The following is a 13,433-nucleotide window of genomic DNA, read 5'->3' as shown; positions in this document are numbered from 1 at the left end:
AGCTGAAAGCTGCAACTACTCAATCTTTTCGACTTTGCCAAACTCAAGCTCAACCGGGGTGGAACGGCCGAAGATGGTCACCATGACCTTGAGCGTCTCGCGATCTTCGTTGATCTCGTCTACCACACCGTTGAAGTTGGCGAACGGGCCATCGTTGATGCGAACCTGCTCGTTCTTCTCAAACTTGATCTTCAACCGCGGCTTGTCCTTGGTGGTTTCGCTGCGAAAGAGAATCGATCCAACCTCTTCTTCGCTCAGCGCTACAGGCTTGTCACCCGTACCCAGGAAGCCGGTCACCTTCGGCGTGTCCTTCAGGACATGCCAGAGGTCATTGTCGAGTTCCATCTCGACCATCACATAGCCGGGCAGAAAGACACGTTCAACCGTACGCTTTTTGCCATTGACGATCTCGGTCACCGGCTCGGTGGGGATCATCACGCGGCCAACCCGATCAGTCAGGCCAAAGGCCTGAATACGGCTCTGGATTGATTCGCGCACCTTGCGCTCAAATCCGGAGTAGGCGTGCAGGATGTACCACTTGAAACGCGCATTGGGTTGCTCGACAGCGGGTTCTGCCGCAGCCTCAGCCACGCCCTCGGCTACTGGTTCCTGCTGCTCGGGTTGTTCTAGTTCTTCTGCCATTGTCCGCTCTCGATTCGTACAGGATCGCCTACTGCATGCCGCCGAGCTTGTTCAGCAGCGCATTTACGCCAGCGCGGAAGACCCAGTCGGAAACCATAAAGAAAACGCCGAAGACGAACACTGTGATGATGACAACCGTGGTGGTCGTCTTCACTTCCCGGGTCGAGGGCGTCACAACCTTGCGCATCTCGGAACGCACATCGCTCAGAAAGCGGGTAAATCCGCTCCAGGCATTGCTAACGTTGCCGGAGAATTCGCTTAGAGCCGCTGCATTCATCGACTTGCCGCGCTCTTCGCCCTTCTCGATTGCCATCTTCGTCGCCATCCTTGAATTCCTTTACGGCCGGCACTATGGCCGGCCGCTTCTTGCTTAACTGGCAGGGGCGGAGGGATTCGAACCCCCAAGTCAGGTTTTGGAGACCCGCAGTTTAGCCATTGAGCTTACGCCCCTGTGTACAACTTTCAGCCCTCAGCTTTCAGCTTTCAGCTTGATATTTGGCAAGTTATAGTTTCTTGACCATGCCACTCATGAGCTGATAGCTGAAAGCTGATTACTGAAAGCTGATTACTTCGTTTCCTTGTGCATCTGATGCTTGCGGCAACGCGGGCAGAACTTGCTGAACTCAAGACGGCCAGTGGTCGTCTTCTTGTTCTTGGTCGTCGAATAGTTCCGCTCTTTGCATTCAGAGCACTGCAGGGTAATGATTTCGCGCATTTCAAATCCTTCCAAATGAGGTTCCAGTGGCTAGGTTCCAAGTTCTAGTTTTCACTAGCCCCTAAAACCTAGCATCTAGCACCTATTACTTGATGATCTCCGAGACCGTGCCGGCGCCCACCGTGCGGCCGCCTTCGCGGATCGCAAAGCGCAGACCCTTTTCGAGGGCTACGGGCGTGATCAGCTCGATCGTCAGCGTCACGTTATCGCCAGGCATCACCATCTCCACGCCTTCAGGAAGCTCGGCCACACCCGTCACGTCCGTCGTACGGAAGTAGAACTGGGGACGATAGCCCTTGAAGAACGGAGTGTGACGGCCACCCTCTTCCTTGCTCAGTACGTACACCGAGCCCGTGAAGTTGGTGTGAGGAGTGATCGAACCGGGCTTGGCCAGAACCATGCCGCGTTCGACGTCTTCCTTCGGAATGCCGCGCAGAAGAATGCCGGCGTTGTCGCCTGCCATGCCTTCATCCAGCTGCTTCTTGAACATTTCAACGCCCGTACAAACCGTCGGACGGGTCTCGCGGAAACCAACGATCTCGCAGGCTTCGCCCACCTTGATCTTGCCGCGCTCGATACGACCGGTCACAACCGTGCCACGGCCAGAGATCGAGAAGATATCTTCGATCGGCATCAGGAAGGGCAGATCCACCGCGCGGTCAGGACGCGGAACATACTTGTCCACGTTCTCCATCAGCTCGTCGATCTTGGCCTCCCACTGCGCTTCGCCGTTGAGCGCGCCCAGGGCCGAACCACGGATCACCGGTACGTCGTCGCCGGGGAACTGGTACTTGCTCAGCAGCTCGCGGACTTCCATCTCGACCAGGTCGATCAGCTCGGCATCTTCCACCGCATCGCACTTGTTCAGGAAGACCACGATGTAGGGAACGCCTACCTGGCGGGCCAACAGAACGTGCTCCTTGGTCTGGGGCATCGGACCATCGGTCGCTGCCACCACCAGGATGCCGCCGTCCATCTGGGCTGCGCCGGTGATCATGTTCTTGATGTAATCGGCGTGACCAGGGCAGTCGACGTGCGCGTAGTGACGGTTGGCCGTCTCGTACTCGACGTGCGCCGTGGCGATCGTGATGCCGCGCTCGCGCTCTTCAGGAGCGTTATCAATCGAGTCGAAAGAACGGAAGGAGTTCTTCGGGTTGTGCTTGGCCAACACCTTCGTGATCGCTGCCGTCAGGGTCGTCTTGCCGTGATCGATGTGTCCAATCGTGCCCACGTTTACGTGCGGCTTCGAACGATCAAATTTTTCCTTCGCCATAACCTTCGTAATCCTTCCGTTAGACTTTCAAACTTCTTCCGGCTTCGGCCGGGCAAACTCTGGAGCGGGAGACGGGATTCGAACCCGCGACCAACAGCTTGGAAGGCTGTGACTCTACCACTGAGTTACTCCCGCCGAAACAACAAAACAGTGATCAGTCTCCGGCGAACAGCGCACTTGCTTGCTTCACAACGATAGCGTGCGCTCACGCACACGCTCTACTGTTCTCCGCCTGCTGTTCACTGCCGGCTGCCTAAAATCTGGAGCTGATGACCAGGATTGAACTGGTGACCTCTCCCTTACCAAGGGAGTGCTCTACCAACTGAGCTACATCAGCCCTTCACAAAGCTTTAGACCATTTTACAACATCCGGCCTTCAGCTTTTTCCACCGTTTCGGCGAATTCTATCCGCCTGATGGGCTAAAACGGTTCTGAGTACCAAGCCACCGATCACAATCAGCGGTAAAAGCCTCAGATCAACCGGCTTGCCGTTCACCAGGACCGTTCCAGCATCCATCGTGAACCAGGCCAGCGCGGCCAGTACAGCATACAACACAAGGGCTACCTTGAACTTGCGATCCAGCTTCTCGCCGGTGCTTTTCAGGCTTCCCGTCGCTGGGGTGGGGCCAGAAGAATTTCCGTTCTCGCGCCCGCCCATACGACTAATCCTTAGATGGTGCACAGGGGAGGATTCGAACCTCCGTAACTCGTTGAGTGGCAGATTTACAGTCTGCTGCCATTAACCACTCGGCCACCTGTGCCCATATTGTTTTCGTCGTTCGATGCCGTTTTTGGCACAATCTACTCCGTCCGGAGCTTCTCCGGCATTTCGGAGCATGCACTAAACAGGATTGACTGCCGACGATGGGCTGGCCAACCAAACCGGCCACCAGACCATTTTAGCCGTTTTTTGCACCCGTTGTGGGCTTCATTTGTGGAGCTGGCGAAGGGATTTGAACCCCCGACCCTCTGATTACAAATCAGATGCTCTACCAGCTGAGCTACGCCAGCCCTCAACCACCGGAAGCCTTCCCGGTATGCAGTCGGATGTGCTTGCACATAAGTGTTTTGCACAACCACGGCAACGAAACTTAGATTAGCACAGCGCCTGCCCCGGAGCAAATCGCAGGAGGCCCAAAACGGGCTGATCCAGAAAAAAACCGTGGAAAACTTCCAAGATTTTTCTTGCCCCTGGTCCGTGCCAGATTTGGCTAGGTTCGTTTATCAGATAGACCGCCGAACTGTCCCCTTTTCTTTGCCGCCCCAAACCCCAACATCCGGGCTGCGAAACTCTCGCCCGGGTGTTAGGGTAGTTTCTGAAAGCTCCCCGAGCTCAACCGATGAACAAACGTACGCGTAGAACGCTCCTTATTGTGGCCGCAGTCCTGATTCTGCTGGCCGTGGCCATTTTCCTGCGTTCCAAGGCTCCGCCCGAGGCGGCACGACTACTGCCGGAATCCGACGGCATTGTCTACATTGACTTCAAGCCCATTCGCGCCTTCTATCACAAGGATCTGAAGCCGCCCCAGCGCGCGGCCGAGTATCAACAGTTCATCAATGCTGTAGGTATTGACCCGGAGCGCGATCTGGATCAGGCGGCCATTGCCCTGCACCGTATGCAGCCTGCAGACGGACCCAATGGCCCGGTGGCCTACTCCATGGTGCTGGTGGGTCGGCTGACCGGGCAACGCCTGAACCAGTGGCTGGAAGCGCACGCCACGGCCCGCGAAGGCTATGCCGGCAAGACCATCTATAGTGTGCCGAGCGAAAACCGTACCGTGCGGGTGGCCCAGATTGGCTACGACATGCTGGCGGTCAGCAACTATCCGACGGCCGAGATGATTCACTCGATCATCGACCGCCATCGGGCGGCGGCGCTGCCCTTCTCCGGCTCCACGCTACTGGAACGCCACTACCGCGATGTTCCGCTGCTGTCGCTGGCCTGGGGCGTGGGCCAAATCGGTCTGCCCTTCAGTGAAAGCGGGGCCATCAGCATCTTCGGCTTCCGTCTGCCGCTGGAGGCCGACTCGACCATCATTGCCAGTCTGCGCTGGACCGGCAGCCTGCACCTGCGAGTGGAGGAAATTGCACCCAGCGAGAACAAGGCCGCCAGCCAGGCAGCCAGTATGGCCACGCTGGTCACGCTGGCCCGCGGCATTACACTGCCGCTCGGTGGCAACTCTGCCAACAACAGCCTGAAAGAGCTGCTTTCCACCGCCGACGTGGAGCAAAAACACGATCATGTGGTGATTACGGCCAACCTGCCGCCCAGTTTTCTGACCGGGCTCGAATAGGAGCAGATCCACCTCCTTCCAAGGCCCTTTGCGGGGCCATCGTGCCCAAAATGGAGCCGGACGGTCCCTGACCGCCCGGCTGCCCTATTTTGTGTGCGAAATTGAAGACCTATTCGCCCTCCGTTAACTCTCCTTTCATGGCCCTTTGGCGATACTGATGGCGTTGAACTGGCTCCCGGGGTCGGGGTAAGCAAAGTTGCAAGCCGGAGCCGGAAACGGAAGAGAATCAGGCCAGTGGCCGACGAGTCGATCAAGGAGCTCCAATGCCCACTTCCACCATCTCCTACCTGTGGCGTGACAAGAGCGCGTCCAACGGTTTTCGCACGGGCGTTTCTCTGCACAGTCACACCAATCAGTCGCATGAAACGCTGGATTTCCTCGCCAATTTTGGAAACCAGTATCCTGTAATGCGCCCCGTGATGAACCGCCTGGAGTGTCGTGCGGAACGAAACCGCGGCATACGCGTGAACTACGCGGCCAGCTACTGGGTTCCCCCCATGACGCCCAAGCTGGCCTTCGATCTGGAAAGCTCTCAGATCGAAAAACTTGGCCTCAATTCGATGGTTTCCATCACCGACCACGACTCCATCTCCGCCCCAATGCTGCTGCGCACTGTCCCCAGTGCCCGCCAGATTCCGGTCTCGCTGGAGTGGTCGGCCCCCTACGGCCAACAGTCCTTTCATCTGGGTGTCCACAACCTGCCCAGCGCCCACGCCCAGGAGTGGATGGACACTCTGGCCGAGTACACAGCCCATCCGTCGGACGCGCGGCTAACCGAGATTCTGGTGGCCCTGAACGACGAGCCCAATGTGCTGGTCGTCTTCAACCATCCGATGTGGGATCTGTACATCGTCGGCGAGGAAAAGCATCAGTTCCTGGTAAACGAATTTCTGCAGAAGAACGGCGCTTACATGCACGCGCTGGAGCTGAACGGCCTGCGCCACTGGGAAGAAAACCGCGTAGTGCGCCGTCTGGCCGAAAAGTGGAACATGCTGCTGCTCTCGGGTGGCGACCGCCATGGCGTGGAGCCGAACGCCAACATCAACCTGACCAATGCCGAAAGCTTTACCGAGTTTGTGCACGAAATCCGCCGCGAACGCCGCAGCCACGTGCTGTTCATGCCGCAGTATGCTGAACCGTGGAAGCATCGCATTCTGCAGTCAACCATCGACGCCATCCGCAACTATCCCGAGTTCCCGCAGGGCTCACGCAACTGGGATGAGCGCGTCTACCATCCCGATGCCAACGGCGTGGTTCGCCCACTGAGCGAATTGTGGCCGAGCGGCAGGGGTCCGCTGCCCCTGCGCGCCGTCATTGCCTTGGTGCAGTTGATGGGCAAGGGACCGGTGGGTGGTGGTCTGCGGTTGGCCTGGAGCGAACAACACCAACTACGCCTGGCCCTCGGCGATCAGGAATAGAGCAGAGCAAATCCAGAGTTTCCGTGGGGGCGCGAAGAAGGTGCCAGGTGCAGTTTTCTTGAGGAAAACTGCACTGGAAAGCATCGACTCGCACTACACCAACTCTGAATTTGCTATAGCTGCACAAACCAAGCCACAAACCAAGCAAGGATGAACGCAACCTTGGCGCACACACTCGAACAGACAGAATCGGAACACCGGTCGGGCACAGAGCACGTGCCCGACACACCGCAGGCAGCACGTCCGCCGCGCGTGGTCTACTTTCCTGATTCCTTTCACGAGATCAACGGCGTAGCCCACACCAGCCGCCATTTTGAGGCCTTTGCCCGCCGCCGCAATCTGCCCTTCCTTTGCATTCGCGCAGGTGACCGCGCTCAGGCCTTCGAGCAGGATGGCAATGTGTGGACGCTGGAACTGCCTCGCGGTTTTCTTTCCTTTGCACTCGAAAAGGATCTGCGCTTTGACCCGGCCTTTCTGCGCCATCTGCCTCAGGTCAAGGAGGCGCTCGAACGCTTTCAGCCCGAGCTGATTCACATTACCGGCCCCTCGGAGCTGGGCATGCTGGGCGCGGGGCTGGCACATAACCTGAAGCTACCGCTGGCCGCCAGTTGGCACACCAATGTGCATGAGTATCTGGCCCGCCGCTCGGAGTGGTTTCTGCGTCTGCTACCGGAAAAACAGTCCGCGCACACGGCCAAGAAAATTGAAGATGTGACCATGGCTGCGGCCGCGCTTTTTTACGGCACCGCCAAGGTGCTCTTTGCGCCCAACCCCGCACTCTGCGGTCGCCTGACCGAGGCCACCGGCAAGCCCTGCCACATTATGCCGCGCGGCGTGGACTCGATTCTCTTCAATGCCGCCAAACGTCAGCGAACAGAGGACGACGACGAATTTGTACTGGGCTTCTGCGGACGGCTTTCGGTAGAAAAAAATGTAGCCTTGCTGGTTGATATTCAAAAAACTCTTGACCAGCACCAGAAAAACTTCCGCTTCCGCATCATTGGCCATGGCGGCGAGCTGGAGTGGCTGCGCGAGCGGCTGCCACGGGCGGAATTCACCGGCGTTTTGCACGGAGAAGAGCTGGCCCGCGCCTATGCCGGCATGGACCTGTTCGTCTTTCCGTCGCACACCGACACCTTCGGCAATGTGGTGCTGGAGGCACTCTCTTCAGGCGTTCCCGCCATCGTTACGCCCGACGGCGGCCCCTGCACCATCGTGCGCGACGGCCAGACCGGATTTGTGGCCAACGACGAAGACTTTGCCACCAGGATTCTGCAACTGTACGCGGACCGCCCGCAGCTTGCCACAATGAGCCAGGCCGCCCGCACCCATGCGCTCACCGCCAGCTGGGACTCGGTCTTCGAGGGCGTTTACTCGGTCTATCAGACGATTCTTCCAGCGCACGACCTTACGCAGTCCAACCTCTAAAGTTTCCTCCTGCACAACCATTGACGCGGCTAACCACCGCGTCTTCTTTTTTTTCGATATATCTTATTTTTTGCGAACGTTTTTGCATTGTGCTGCTCTTTACTGGTAGAACGTCATGCGAAGCGCAATTCAACTCGTTCCATGGGAGGAACCGATGACGGACGCAGAGAACACTGTGCCACCGGAATCCGGTTCTCTGGCCGATCTTGTTGCCGCCCATGGACGTGTGCTCTATCGCATTGCCTATTCCGTGCTGCGCCGTCCAGACGCTGCGGAAGACGCCGTGCAGCAGGCATTTCTTGAACTCTGCCGCAACCAACGCTGGCAACAACTGGACGATGCGCGGGCCTATTTAGCCCAGATCGTCTGGCGTACAGCTATCCGCGAGCACAAACGCCACCAGCGCAACACCGAGCTCCCTGTGGAGATTCGCAGTCCTCGCCCCGGGCCGGAAAAACAGCTCATTGACCAGCAGAGGAACGATTGGCTGCACAAACAGATCGATGCGCTGCCAGAAACACTGCGTCTGCCACTGGCGCTGCTGGCCACAGGCGACCTGAAACTGGTGGAGATTGCCCGCCTGCTTGACCTGCCCGAGGGCACGGTGCGGCGCAGAGTGCATGAAGCGCGCCTGCGTCTGCGCGAACAACTTGAAACACGGGAAGGAGAGCACCGTGGACAAATGGTTTGAGCTGAAAAAAAGAGAAGACGAAGGATCTCAGGCGACGGATGAGATGGACGCTTTGGACACGCAGATTGATCAGGCGCTCCGCAGCTACTCTCGCGTTGAGTCGCGGCCAGGAATGGAAGAACGTCTGCTCGCTTCCCTGCAAGCCGAGCAAGCTTCGCGCCCGCGCCAGAGTCTGCATCCTTGGAACTGGGCGACGGCGGGTTGGATCGCCGCTGCAGCCATGGCGCTGCTCTGGTTTTCCAGCACGCGTCTGCCGCCCACGCGTCCAGCCACTCTGACCTCACATCTTGCCCAACCGCAGCCGCAGCCCTTGCAACTCGCGCAGCAGCAACTGAGCACGGCCAATCCTGGCGAAAAAAGAGCGCACCGGCGCACGGCGGAATCCCGCTCCAACACCCACGCCGAGTCGGCGGGCTTTGCTCCCATCGTCTTTGCCCCCATCCACATTGCAACCTTGAACTAGGACGTTGCCATGACGCGCAAACTGATCGCACTTGCCGCACTTCTCTTCGCTGCCACGCTGGCCATGGCGCAAACACCCACGGGCAAAGTTGCAGCCCCTCATCCGCACACGCACATCACGCCCACCTATGAAATCACCATTCACTTCAAGCGCATTTATCACGGCAAGCCACACGCCGACAAAAGCTACACGCTGCTGGCCACGGTTGGCGAGGCATTGCCTGCCATCCGCGATGACGCACGTTTCCGCACCGATACAACAGTGGACGATGCGACCCACACCATCGAAGGCGCGACGGATGTAGACATTCTCAGCCTCAAGTCACGCGGAAAGTCCATCTGCGTTGGACTGAAGATCTCGATGAAGACACTCGGCATTGATGCGCCCGTTTTTTTGCCCAAACTCCCCGAGCAGGGGACCCATCAGTATTTGATTACTCCAACCATTCCGTTGGGCAAACAAATCACGGTCTACCATTCCTACGACGCCCTTGCAAACACTACGGTCGAAGTGCAGTTGATGATCACCCCCTTTGATCCAGTCCGCGGCGAAGTTATCCACTAACGATGAGCAAAAGAGTTTCTGACCGAAACGATTTTTAACAATTGTAGAAGGAGCAAACAATGCGTATTCGTACCATCCTTGGGCTGTTCCTGCTTCTCACCCTGACGATTGCACCCGGCAGTCTGTGGGCCGCGCATAATCCGGCCGACTATCCACTGCGTGTACACATCTTCAGACACAGCGGTGTTTCGCACTATAACTGGAGCGACACACTCAGCGATGTGGATGGCGAAGGCCGCGCCAACCTGTATGAAAACGGCCAGCCACGCGGCTTTGACTTCCGCTACGAGTGCGAATCGCGGCTGATGAACAGCGTCGGCTATGACACTCTGCCCGCCCGCTGGAAGAAGCCCAATGCCGAACTCGAAGTGTTGCTGACAGACGCCAACAAAACCTGCAAATTCCACGTAGCCATGAAGGACGGCGTCGTCTACCGCAAGCACGACGGCGAAGTTCAGGAAGGCCCTGCCGACAAATTCAAGGCGTGGATGGACAAGTATCAGTACGACCCGGAGCACGGCAAAAACATTCCCATCAAGCCCGAAGAACCCAGCGCCAGCAGCCTTGATCCAGCCACGTTTGCGCTACGTGTGCACATCTTCCAGCACACCGGCATCTCGCACTACGCACAGCCGGGGCAGTTAGAACCGAATGTGGTGGAGGGCGAGGGCCGCGCCAATCTGTACGAGAACAGCCAGCCGCAGGCCTTCGACTTCAGCTACAAATGCCCGTCGCGCCTGCTCGACTCGCTTAGCTACGACACCTACAAGGCACGCTGGCTCACGCCCGGCCGCCAGTTGGAGATTCTGCTGCCCGCCAGCGACAAAACCTGCGCGATGACTGTAGCCCTCAAGGGACAGCTGGCCTACAGCAGCCAGAACGGCGCAGTAGACCTGCAACCAGCCACACAGTTCAAGGTATGGATGGATAAAACGCAATACGATCCCGAGCACGGCAAGGAACTGCCCGTGCAGAGCGACGCTGCCGCTCGCTAGAGCACATTGCGCGGCACTACATTCGTGCTTTCCCAGGTCCCAGAAGCGGGACCCGGGGCACCCAGGATGGTGCGCATACTATCGCCAGAAAACACAACGGGCGCGCTTCCCTTGCGGAGCGCGCCCGTTGTGCTTTTATCTTCAAATTACGCCTGCAGAAACTTCTCCAGCCGCTCTCGTACGCTGGCAATGCCCAGCCCCAGCGTCGCACCCTCTTCAATCAGCGGAATCAACTTGTCGAATTCCGGTCCGGAGTGCGCTCCGGTGAGGACAATGCGCACCGGATGGAAGAGGTCCTTGCCCTTCACGCCCGCGGCCGCCTTCACCTCGTTCATCCACGCCTTGAATGCCTCGGGCGTGACCGGGCCCGCCTGCGCCTGCGCACGTGCCGCCAGCTCCGCAATCACCTTTGCCGCCGACGGAGCGGCCAGCACGGCGGCGTTCTCGGCATCAGCGCGAGTTGCTGCCACATCCACACCGAAGACCATCGCGGCCTTTGCCGGCAACTGATCCAGATGATCGACCGATGGCACCAGCAGCGCCACCAGCTTGGCGAACCAGTTTTTTCTTGGTTCAGATGAATCGCTTTCGAGGGCCAACTGCGGGAAATACTGCCTGCTCAGCTCCACAACCCGCTCCTGCGCCGCCAGCTTCAGCCAGTGACGATTCAGCCAGTTCAGCTTGTCAAAGTCAAAAACGGCAGGGCTGGGCGTGACGCGCTCAAGCGTAAACACCTGCGTCAGCTCTTCCAGCGTGAAGGTCTCGGTCTTGCCGTCTTCCGCGCCCCAGCCGAGCAGTGCAAGGTAGTTGCCCAACGCCTCGGGCAGGTAGCCCATCTGGCGGAAGCTGGCAATCGAGGTCGCACCGTGGCGCTTCGAAAGCCGCTCGCGGTCCGCACCCAGAATCGTAGAAAGATGCGCAAATTCCGGCACCGTCCAGCCAAAAGCCTCGTAGATGGCCACTTGCTTGGGCGTATTCGACAGATGATCGTCGCCGCGAATCACGTGGGTAATGCCCATCAGCGCATCGTCCACCACCACCACGTAGTTGTAGACCGGCACACCCGCCGACTGGCCGGTAGCCGAACGCACCAGAATCGGATCGCTGACCGTCTCGGGCGCAAACTCCACCTCGCCACGCACCAGATCGTGAAAGCGTAACGGGTGCGGCAGAATCTTGAGACGAACCGCGAACGGCTTGCCCTCGGCCAGATTTTTTTCAATCACCTCCGGCGCAAGCGCACGGCAGCGACCGGAGTAGATCTGCGGACGGTGCTCGGCAATGGCCTGAGCCCGCTCGGCCTCCAGCTCTTCCGGCGTGCAGAAGCAGCGATAAGCTTTGCCCTCGTTCAAAAGCTTTTCAGTGTGTTCCGCGTAGATTCCCAACCGCTCGCTCTGGCGATATGGCCCAACTTCACCCACACTCTCATCCAAAACATTGCCCGTCCGGCCAGGACCACCAGGACGGCAGGGACCTTCGTCCCAACCAAGACCGAGCCAGACCAGATCTTCGAGCAGTTGAGCCTCATAGCGGGCCTCGCTGCGCTCCAGATCTGTGTCTTCAATGCGCAACAGGAAGTCGCCCCCACTGCGGCGGGCTACCAGCCAGTTGTAGAGGGCGGTGCGGGCATTGCCCACATGCAGCATGCCGGTCGGCGAGGGTGCAAAACGTACGCGAACATTCTTATCCATGACAAGAATGATGATAGTCGCTTTCCCGCTGCGATTCGAAGCCACCGGCCAACGGGTGAGCCGCCATAGCATCTTGGAGAAGCTAGGAAAAGTGCTCCCAGCCAGCAGCAGCCAGCGTTTTTTTCTCGTTTTGGATGAGGACCGTGCAGGGGGGCTGATGCTTCCGGGGCGCCAGGATCCGGCCAATGCAGGTGAGCGGCACGCCGGCAATCGCCCGGGGCAGCCGCGTGGTGGGCCGGGCCGTGAAGAGCAGTTCGTAATCCTCGCCGCCATCAAGAGCCTGCGAAATACTTGCGCCGGGGGCAATCGGCAGCCGTGCCGCATCCACCTCAGCCGCAACGCCGGAAGCGGCGCAAAGTCGGGCCAGATCGATCGAGAGCCCGTCGCTCAGGTCCATGGCGGCCGTGGCCAGCCCGCGCAACTTCCTGCCTTGCACCAGCCGTGGCTGGGGGTAGAGGTGGCGTTCGAGTTGCTTTTGTATAGACACTTTTCTGGATTTTTCTGCCCGGCCCTCGGTATCCACAAGCATCTGCAGGCCCAAAGCAGCCGCGCCCAATTCGCCGGTCACATAGAGCAGATCGCCAGGCCGCGCCCCACTGCGCCGCAGTGCCTGCCCCTGCTCGATTGCACCCACCAGCACAACGTCAGCCAGAGCCAGCGGCGACTCCGAGAGATCGCCCCCCGCCAGCGGCGTTTTTTCCTGCTCCGCCAAAGCCAACAGACCGTCGTAAAAACCGTCGATCCAGGATTGCTTCTTTCCTCGCGGCTGGGTCAGCGGACGCGGCAGCCCAAGCGAGAGGAAGACGGCCAGCGGACGGGCTCCCATGGCAGCCAGATCGCTAAGTCCTCGGGCCAGAGTGCGATGGCCCACCGAGCGGGCCGGGTGCCAGTCCAGCCGGAAGTGGCGGCCATCGAGCGAAAGGTCGGTGGTAACGGCGGCTTCCTCGCCCCGGCGCAAGCCCAGCAGGGCGCAATCGTCGCCAATGCCCAGCCGCAATTGCGGAGCGTACAGGCTGCCTGCCCGCTGCCGGATCCGTTCGATTAACTCCAGTTCGCTGATGGTTTTGGCTTTGCTGCTCCGTTTTTGGGCTTCCCGTTTCTGCACCATATTCCGAGCATAGGACAGCATTCCGGAAAGCCGCAGTTTATCACCACGATTTCTCAAGAATTTCTCTCCCCAGCCGATAGAGAATACGAAAGGTCGGACCCCGATTTCCAGGGCCTGTCTTTTTTTGAAGACGCAGGAGAACAGAATTTGC

The 13,433-nt window shown here is 58.9% G+C and carries 14 protein-coding genes and 5 tRNA genes; 7 read left to right on the top strand and 12 right to left on the bottom strand.

Annotated elements, in window-relative coordinates; all coding sequences use genetic code 11:
- Positions 1 to 15: 15 nt before the first annotated feature.
- The 10 genes from nusG to ACOBR2_RS07320 all read right to left on the bottom strand — a co-directional run bounded on the left by nusG (position 16) and on the right by ACOBR2_RS07320 (position 3,641).
- Positions 16 to 642: a transcription termination/antitermination protein NusG gene (nusG, locus tag ACOBR2_RS07365; RefSeq protein ID WP_420239378.1), complete on the bottom strand. Its 627-nt coding sequence runs from the start codon at positions 640 to 642 to the stop codon at positions 16 to 18.
- Between the two features lie 28 nt (positions 643 to 670).
- Positions 671 to 967, bottom strand: a complete 297-nt coding sequence (gene secE / locus ACOBR2_RS07360) for a preprotein translocase subunit SecE (RefSeq protein WP_420239377.1) — start codon at positions 965 to 967, stop codon at positions 671 to 673.
- A gap of 50 nt (positions 968 to 1,017) precedes the next feature.
- Positions 1,018 to 1,093 (bottom strand) — tRNA-Trp (locus ACOBR2_RS07355).
- 114 nt (positions 1,094 to 1,207) lie between these two features.
- Positions 1,208 to 1,357, bottom strand: a complete 150-nt coding sequence (gene rpmG / locus ACOBR2_RS07350; RefSeq protein WP_420239376.1) for a 50S ribosomal protein L33 — start codon at positions 1,355 to 1,357, stop codon at positions 1,208 to 1,210.
- 85 nt (positions 1,358 to 1,442) lie between these two features.
- A complete protein-coding gene (gene tuf / locus ACOBR2_RS07345) occupies positions 1,443 to 2,630 on the bottom strand; it encodes an elongation factor Tu (RefSeq protein ID WP_420237592.1) in 1,188 nt (395 codons plus the stop codon).
- Positions 2,631 to 2,690: 60 nt separating this feature from the next.
- Positions 2,691 to 2,765, bottom strand: a tRNA-Gly gene (locus tag ACOBR2_RS07340).
- 126 nt (positions 2,766 to 2,891) lie between these two features.
- Positions 2,892 to 2,967, bottom strand: a tRNA-Thr gene (locus ACOBR2_RS07335).
- 39 nt (positions 2,968 to 3,006) lie between these two features.
- Positions 3,007 to 3,288 (bottom strand): hypothetical protein, encoded by a 282-nt coding sequence (locus ACOBR2_RS07330; RefSeq protein WP_420239375.1) that lies wholly within the window; start codon positions 3,286 to 3,288, stop codon positions 3,007 to 3,009.
- A gap of 16 nt (positions 3,289 to 3,304) precedes the next feature.
- Positions 3,305 to 3,391: transfer RNA gene (locus tag ACOBR2_RS07325), tRNA-Tyr, on the bottom strand.
- 174 nt (positions 3,392 to 3,565) lie between these two features.
- A tRNA-Thr gene (locus ACOBR2_RS07320) sits at positions 3,566 to 3,641 on the bottom strand.
- 329 nt (positions 3,642 to 3,970) lie between these two features.
- Between ACOBR2_RS07320 and ACOBR2_RS07315 the strand changes: the two genes are divergently transcribed.
- The 7 genes from ACOBR2_RS07315 (at position 3,971) to ACOBR2_RS07285 (ending at position 10,483) form a co-directional block, all read left to right on the top strand.
- The gene (locus ACOBR2_RS07315; protein ID WP_420239374.1) at positions 3,971 to 4,924 is read left to right on the top strand and encodes a hypothetical protein; all 954 of its coding nucleotides are present in this window, start codon (positions 3,971 to 3,973) and stop codon (positions 4,922 to 4,924) included.
- Between the two features lie 263 nt (positions 4,925 to 5,187).
- Complete coding sequence (locus tag ACOBR2_RS07310; protein ID WP_420239373.1) at positions 5,188 to 6,342, top strand: hypothetical protein; 1,155 nt, start codon at positions 5,188 to 5,190, stop codon at positions 6,340 to 6,342.
- Between the two features lie 150 nt (positions 6,343 to 6,492).
- Positions 6,493 to 7,770 (top strand): glycosyltransferase, encoded by a 1,278-nt coding sequence (locus ACOBR2_RS07305; RefSeq protein WP_420239372.1) that lies wholly within the window; start codon positions 6,493 to 6,495, stop codon positions 7,768 to 7,770.
- Positions 7,771 to 7,924: 154 nt separating this feature from the next.
- Positions 7,925 to 8,461 carry an RNA polymerase sigma factor gene (locus ACOBR2_RS07300; protein WP_420239371.1) on the top strand — a complete coding sequence of 179 codons (537 nt, stop codon included), beginning with the start codon at positions 7,925 to 7,927 and terminating at the stop codon, positions 8,459 to 8,461.
- Complete coding sequence (locus tag ACOBR2_RS07295; RefSeq protein WP_420239370.1) at positions 8,445 to 8,924, top strand: hypothetical protein; 480 nt, start codon at positions 8,445 to 8,447, stop codon at positions 8,922 to 8,924. Before ACOBR2_RS07300 ends, ACOBR2_RS07295 begins: the two co-directional genes overlap by 17 nt.
- 9 nt (positions 8,925 to 8,933) lie before the next feature.
- Complete coding sequence (locus ACOBR2_RS07290; RefSeq protein WP_420239369.1) at positions 8,934 to 9,488, top strand: hypothetical protein; 555 nt, start codon at positions 8,934 to 8,936, stop codon at positions 9,486 to 9,488.
- 59 nt (positions 9,489 to 9,547) lie between these two features.
- The gene (locus ACOBR2_RS07285; RefSeq protein WP_420239368.1) at positions 9,548 to 10,483 is read left to right on the top strand and encodes a hypothetical protein; all 936 of its coding nucleotides are present in this window, start codon (positions 9,548 to 9,550) and stop codon (positions 10,481 to 10,483) included.
- 146 nt (positions 10,484 to 10,629) lie between these two features.
- Here ACOBR2_RS07285 and gltX read toward each other — a convergent pair whose 3' ends face one another.
- Together gltX and thiL are read right to left on the bottom strand one after the other, a co-directional pair.
- A complete protein-coding gene (gene gltX, locus ACOBR2_RS07280; RefSeq protein ID WP_420239367.1) occupies positions 10,630 to 12,174 on the bottom strand; it encodes a glutamate--tRNA ligase in 1,545 nt (514 codons plus the stop codon).
- 82 nt (positions 12,175 to 12,256) lie between these two features.
- Positions 12,257 to 13,282: a thiamine-phosphate kinase gene (gene thiL / locus ACOBR2_RS07275; protein ID WP_420239366.1), complete on the bottom strand. Its 1,026-nt coding sequence runs from the start codon at positions 13,280 to 13,282 to the stop codon at positions 12,257 to 12,259.
- Positions 13,283 to 13,433: the final 151 nt, after the last annotated feature.

Source organism: Telmatobacter bradus, assembly GCF_048629425.1.
In the GTDB taxonomy this organism is placed as follows: Bacteria; Acidobacteriota; Terriglobia; order Terriglobales; family Acidobacteriaceae; genus Telmatobacter; species Telmatobacter bradus.
Note: the sequence above shows the minus strand (reverse complement) of the source record. Positions and strands in the feature narration are given on the sequence as shown.

Bases quoted from the DNA above. Each gene is read 5' to 3' on its own strand.
- ACOBR2_RS07285 (WP_420239368.1), top strand. From the start codon at position 9,548: ATGCGTATTCGTACCATCCTTGGGCTGTTCCTGCTTCTCACCCTGACG.
- nusG (WP_420239378.1), bottom strand. From the start codon at position 642: ATGGCAGAAGAACTAGAACAACCCGAGCAGCAGGAACCAGTAGCCGAG.
- tuf (WP_420237592.1), bottom strand. From the start codon at position 2,630: ATGGCGAAGGAAAAATTTGATCGTTCGAAGCCGCACGTAAACGTGGGC.
- ACOBR2_RS07290 (WP_420239369.1), top strand. From the start codon at position 8,934: ATGACGCGCAAACTGATCGCACTTGCCGCACTTCTCTTCGCTGCCACG.
- ACOBR2_RS07315 (WP_420239374.1), top strand. From the start codon at position 3,971: ATGAACAAACGTACGCGTAGAACGCTCCTTATTGTGGCCGCAGTCCTG.
- thiL (WP_420239366.1), bottom strand. From the start codon at position 13,282: ATGGTGCAGAAACGGGAAGCCCAAAAACGGAGCAGCAAAGCCAAAACC.
- ACOBR2_RS07300 (WP_420239371.1), top strand. From the start codon at position 7,925: ATGACGGACGCAGAGAACACTGTGCCACCGGAATCCGGTTCTCTGGCC.
- ACOBR2_RS07310 (WP_420239373.1), top strand. From the start codon at position 5,188: ATGCCCACTTCCACCATCTCCTACCTGTGGCGTGACAAGAGCGCGTCC.
- gltX (WP_420239367.1), bottom strand. From the start codon at position 12,174: ATGGATAAGAATGTTCGCGTACGTTTTGCACCCTCGCCGACCGGCATG.
- secE (WP_420239377.1), bottom strand. From the start codon at position 967: ATGGCGACGAAGATGGCAATCGAGAAGGGCGAAGAGCGCGGCAAGTCG.
- rpmG (WP_420239376.1), bottom strand. From the start codon at position 1,357: ATGCGCGAAATCATTACCCTGCAGTGCTCTGAATGCAAAGAGCGGAAC.
- ACOBR2_RS07305 (WP_420239372.1), top strand. From the start codon at position 6,493: ATGAACGCAACCTTGGCGCACACACTCGAACAGACAGAATCGGAACAC.
- ACOBR2_RS07330 (WP_420239375.1), bottom strand. From the start codon at position 3,288: ATGGGCGGGCGCGAGAACGGAAATTCTTCTGGCCCCACCCCAGCGACG.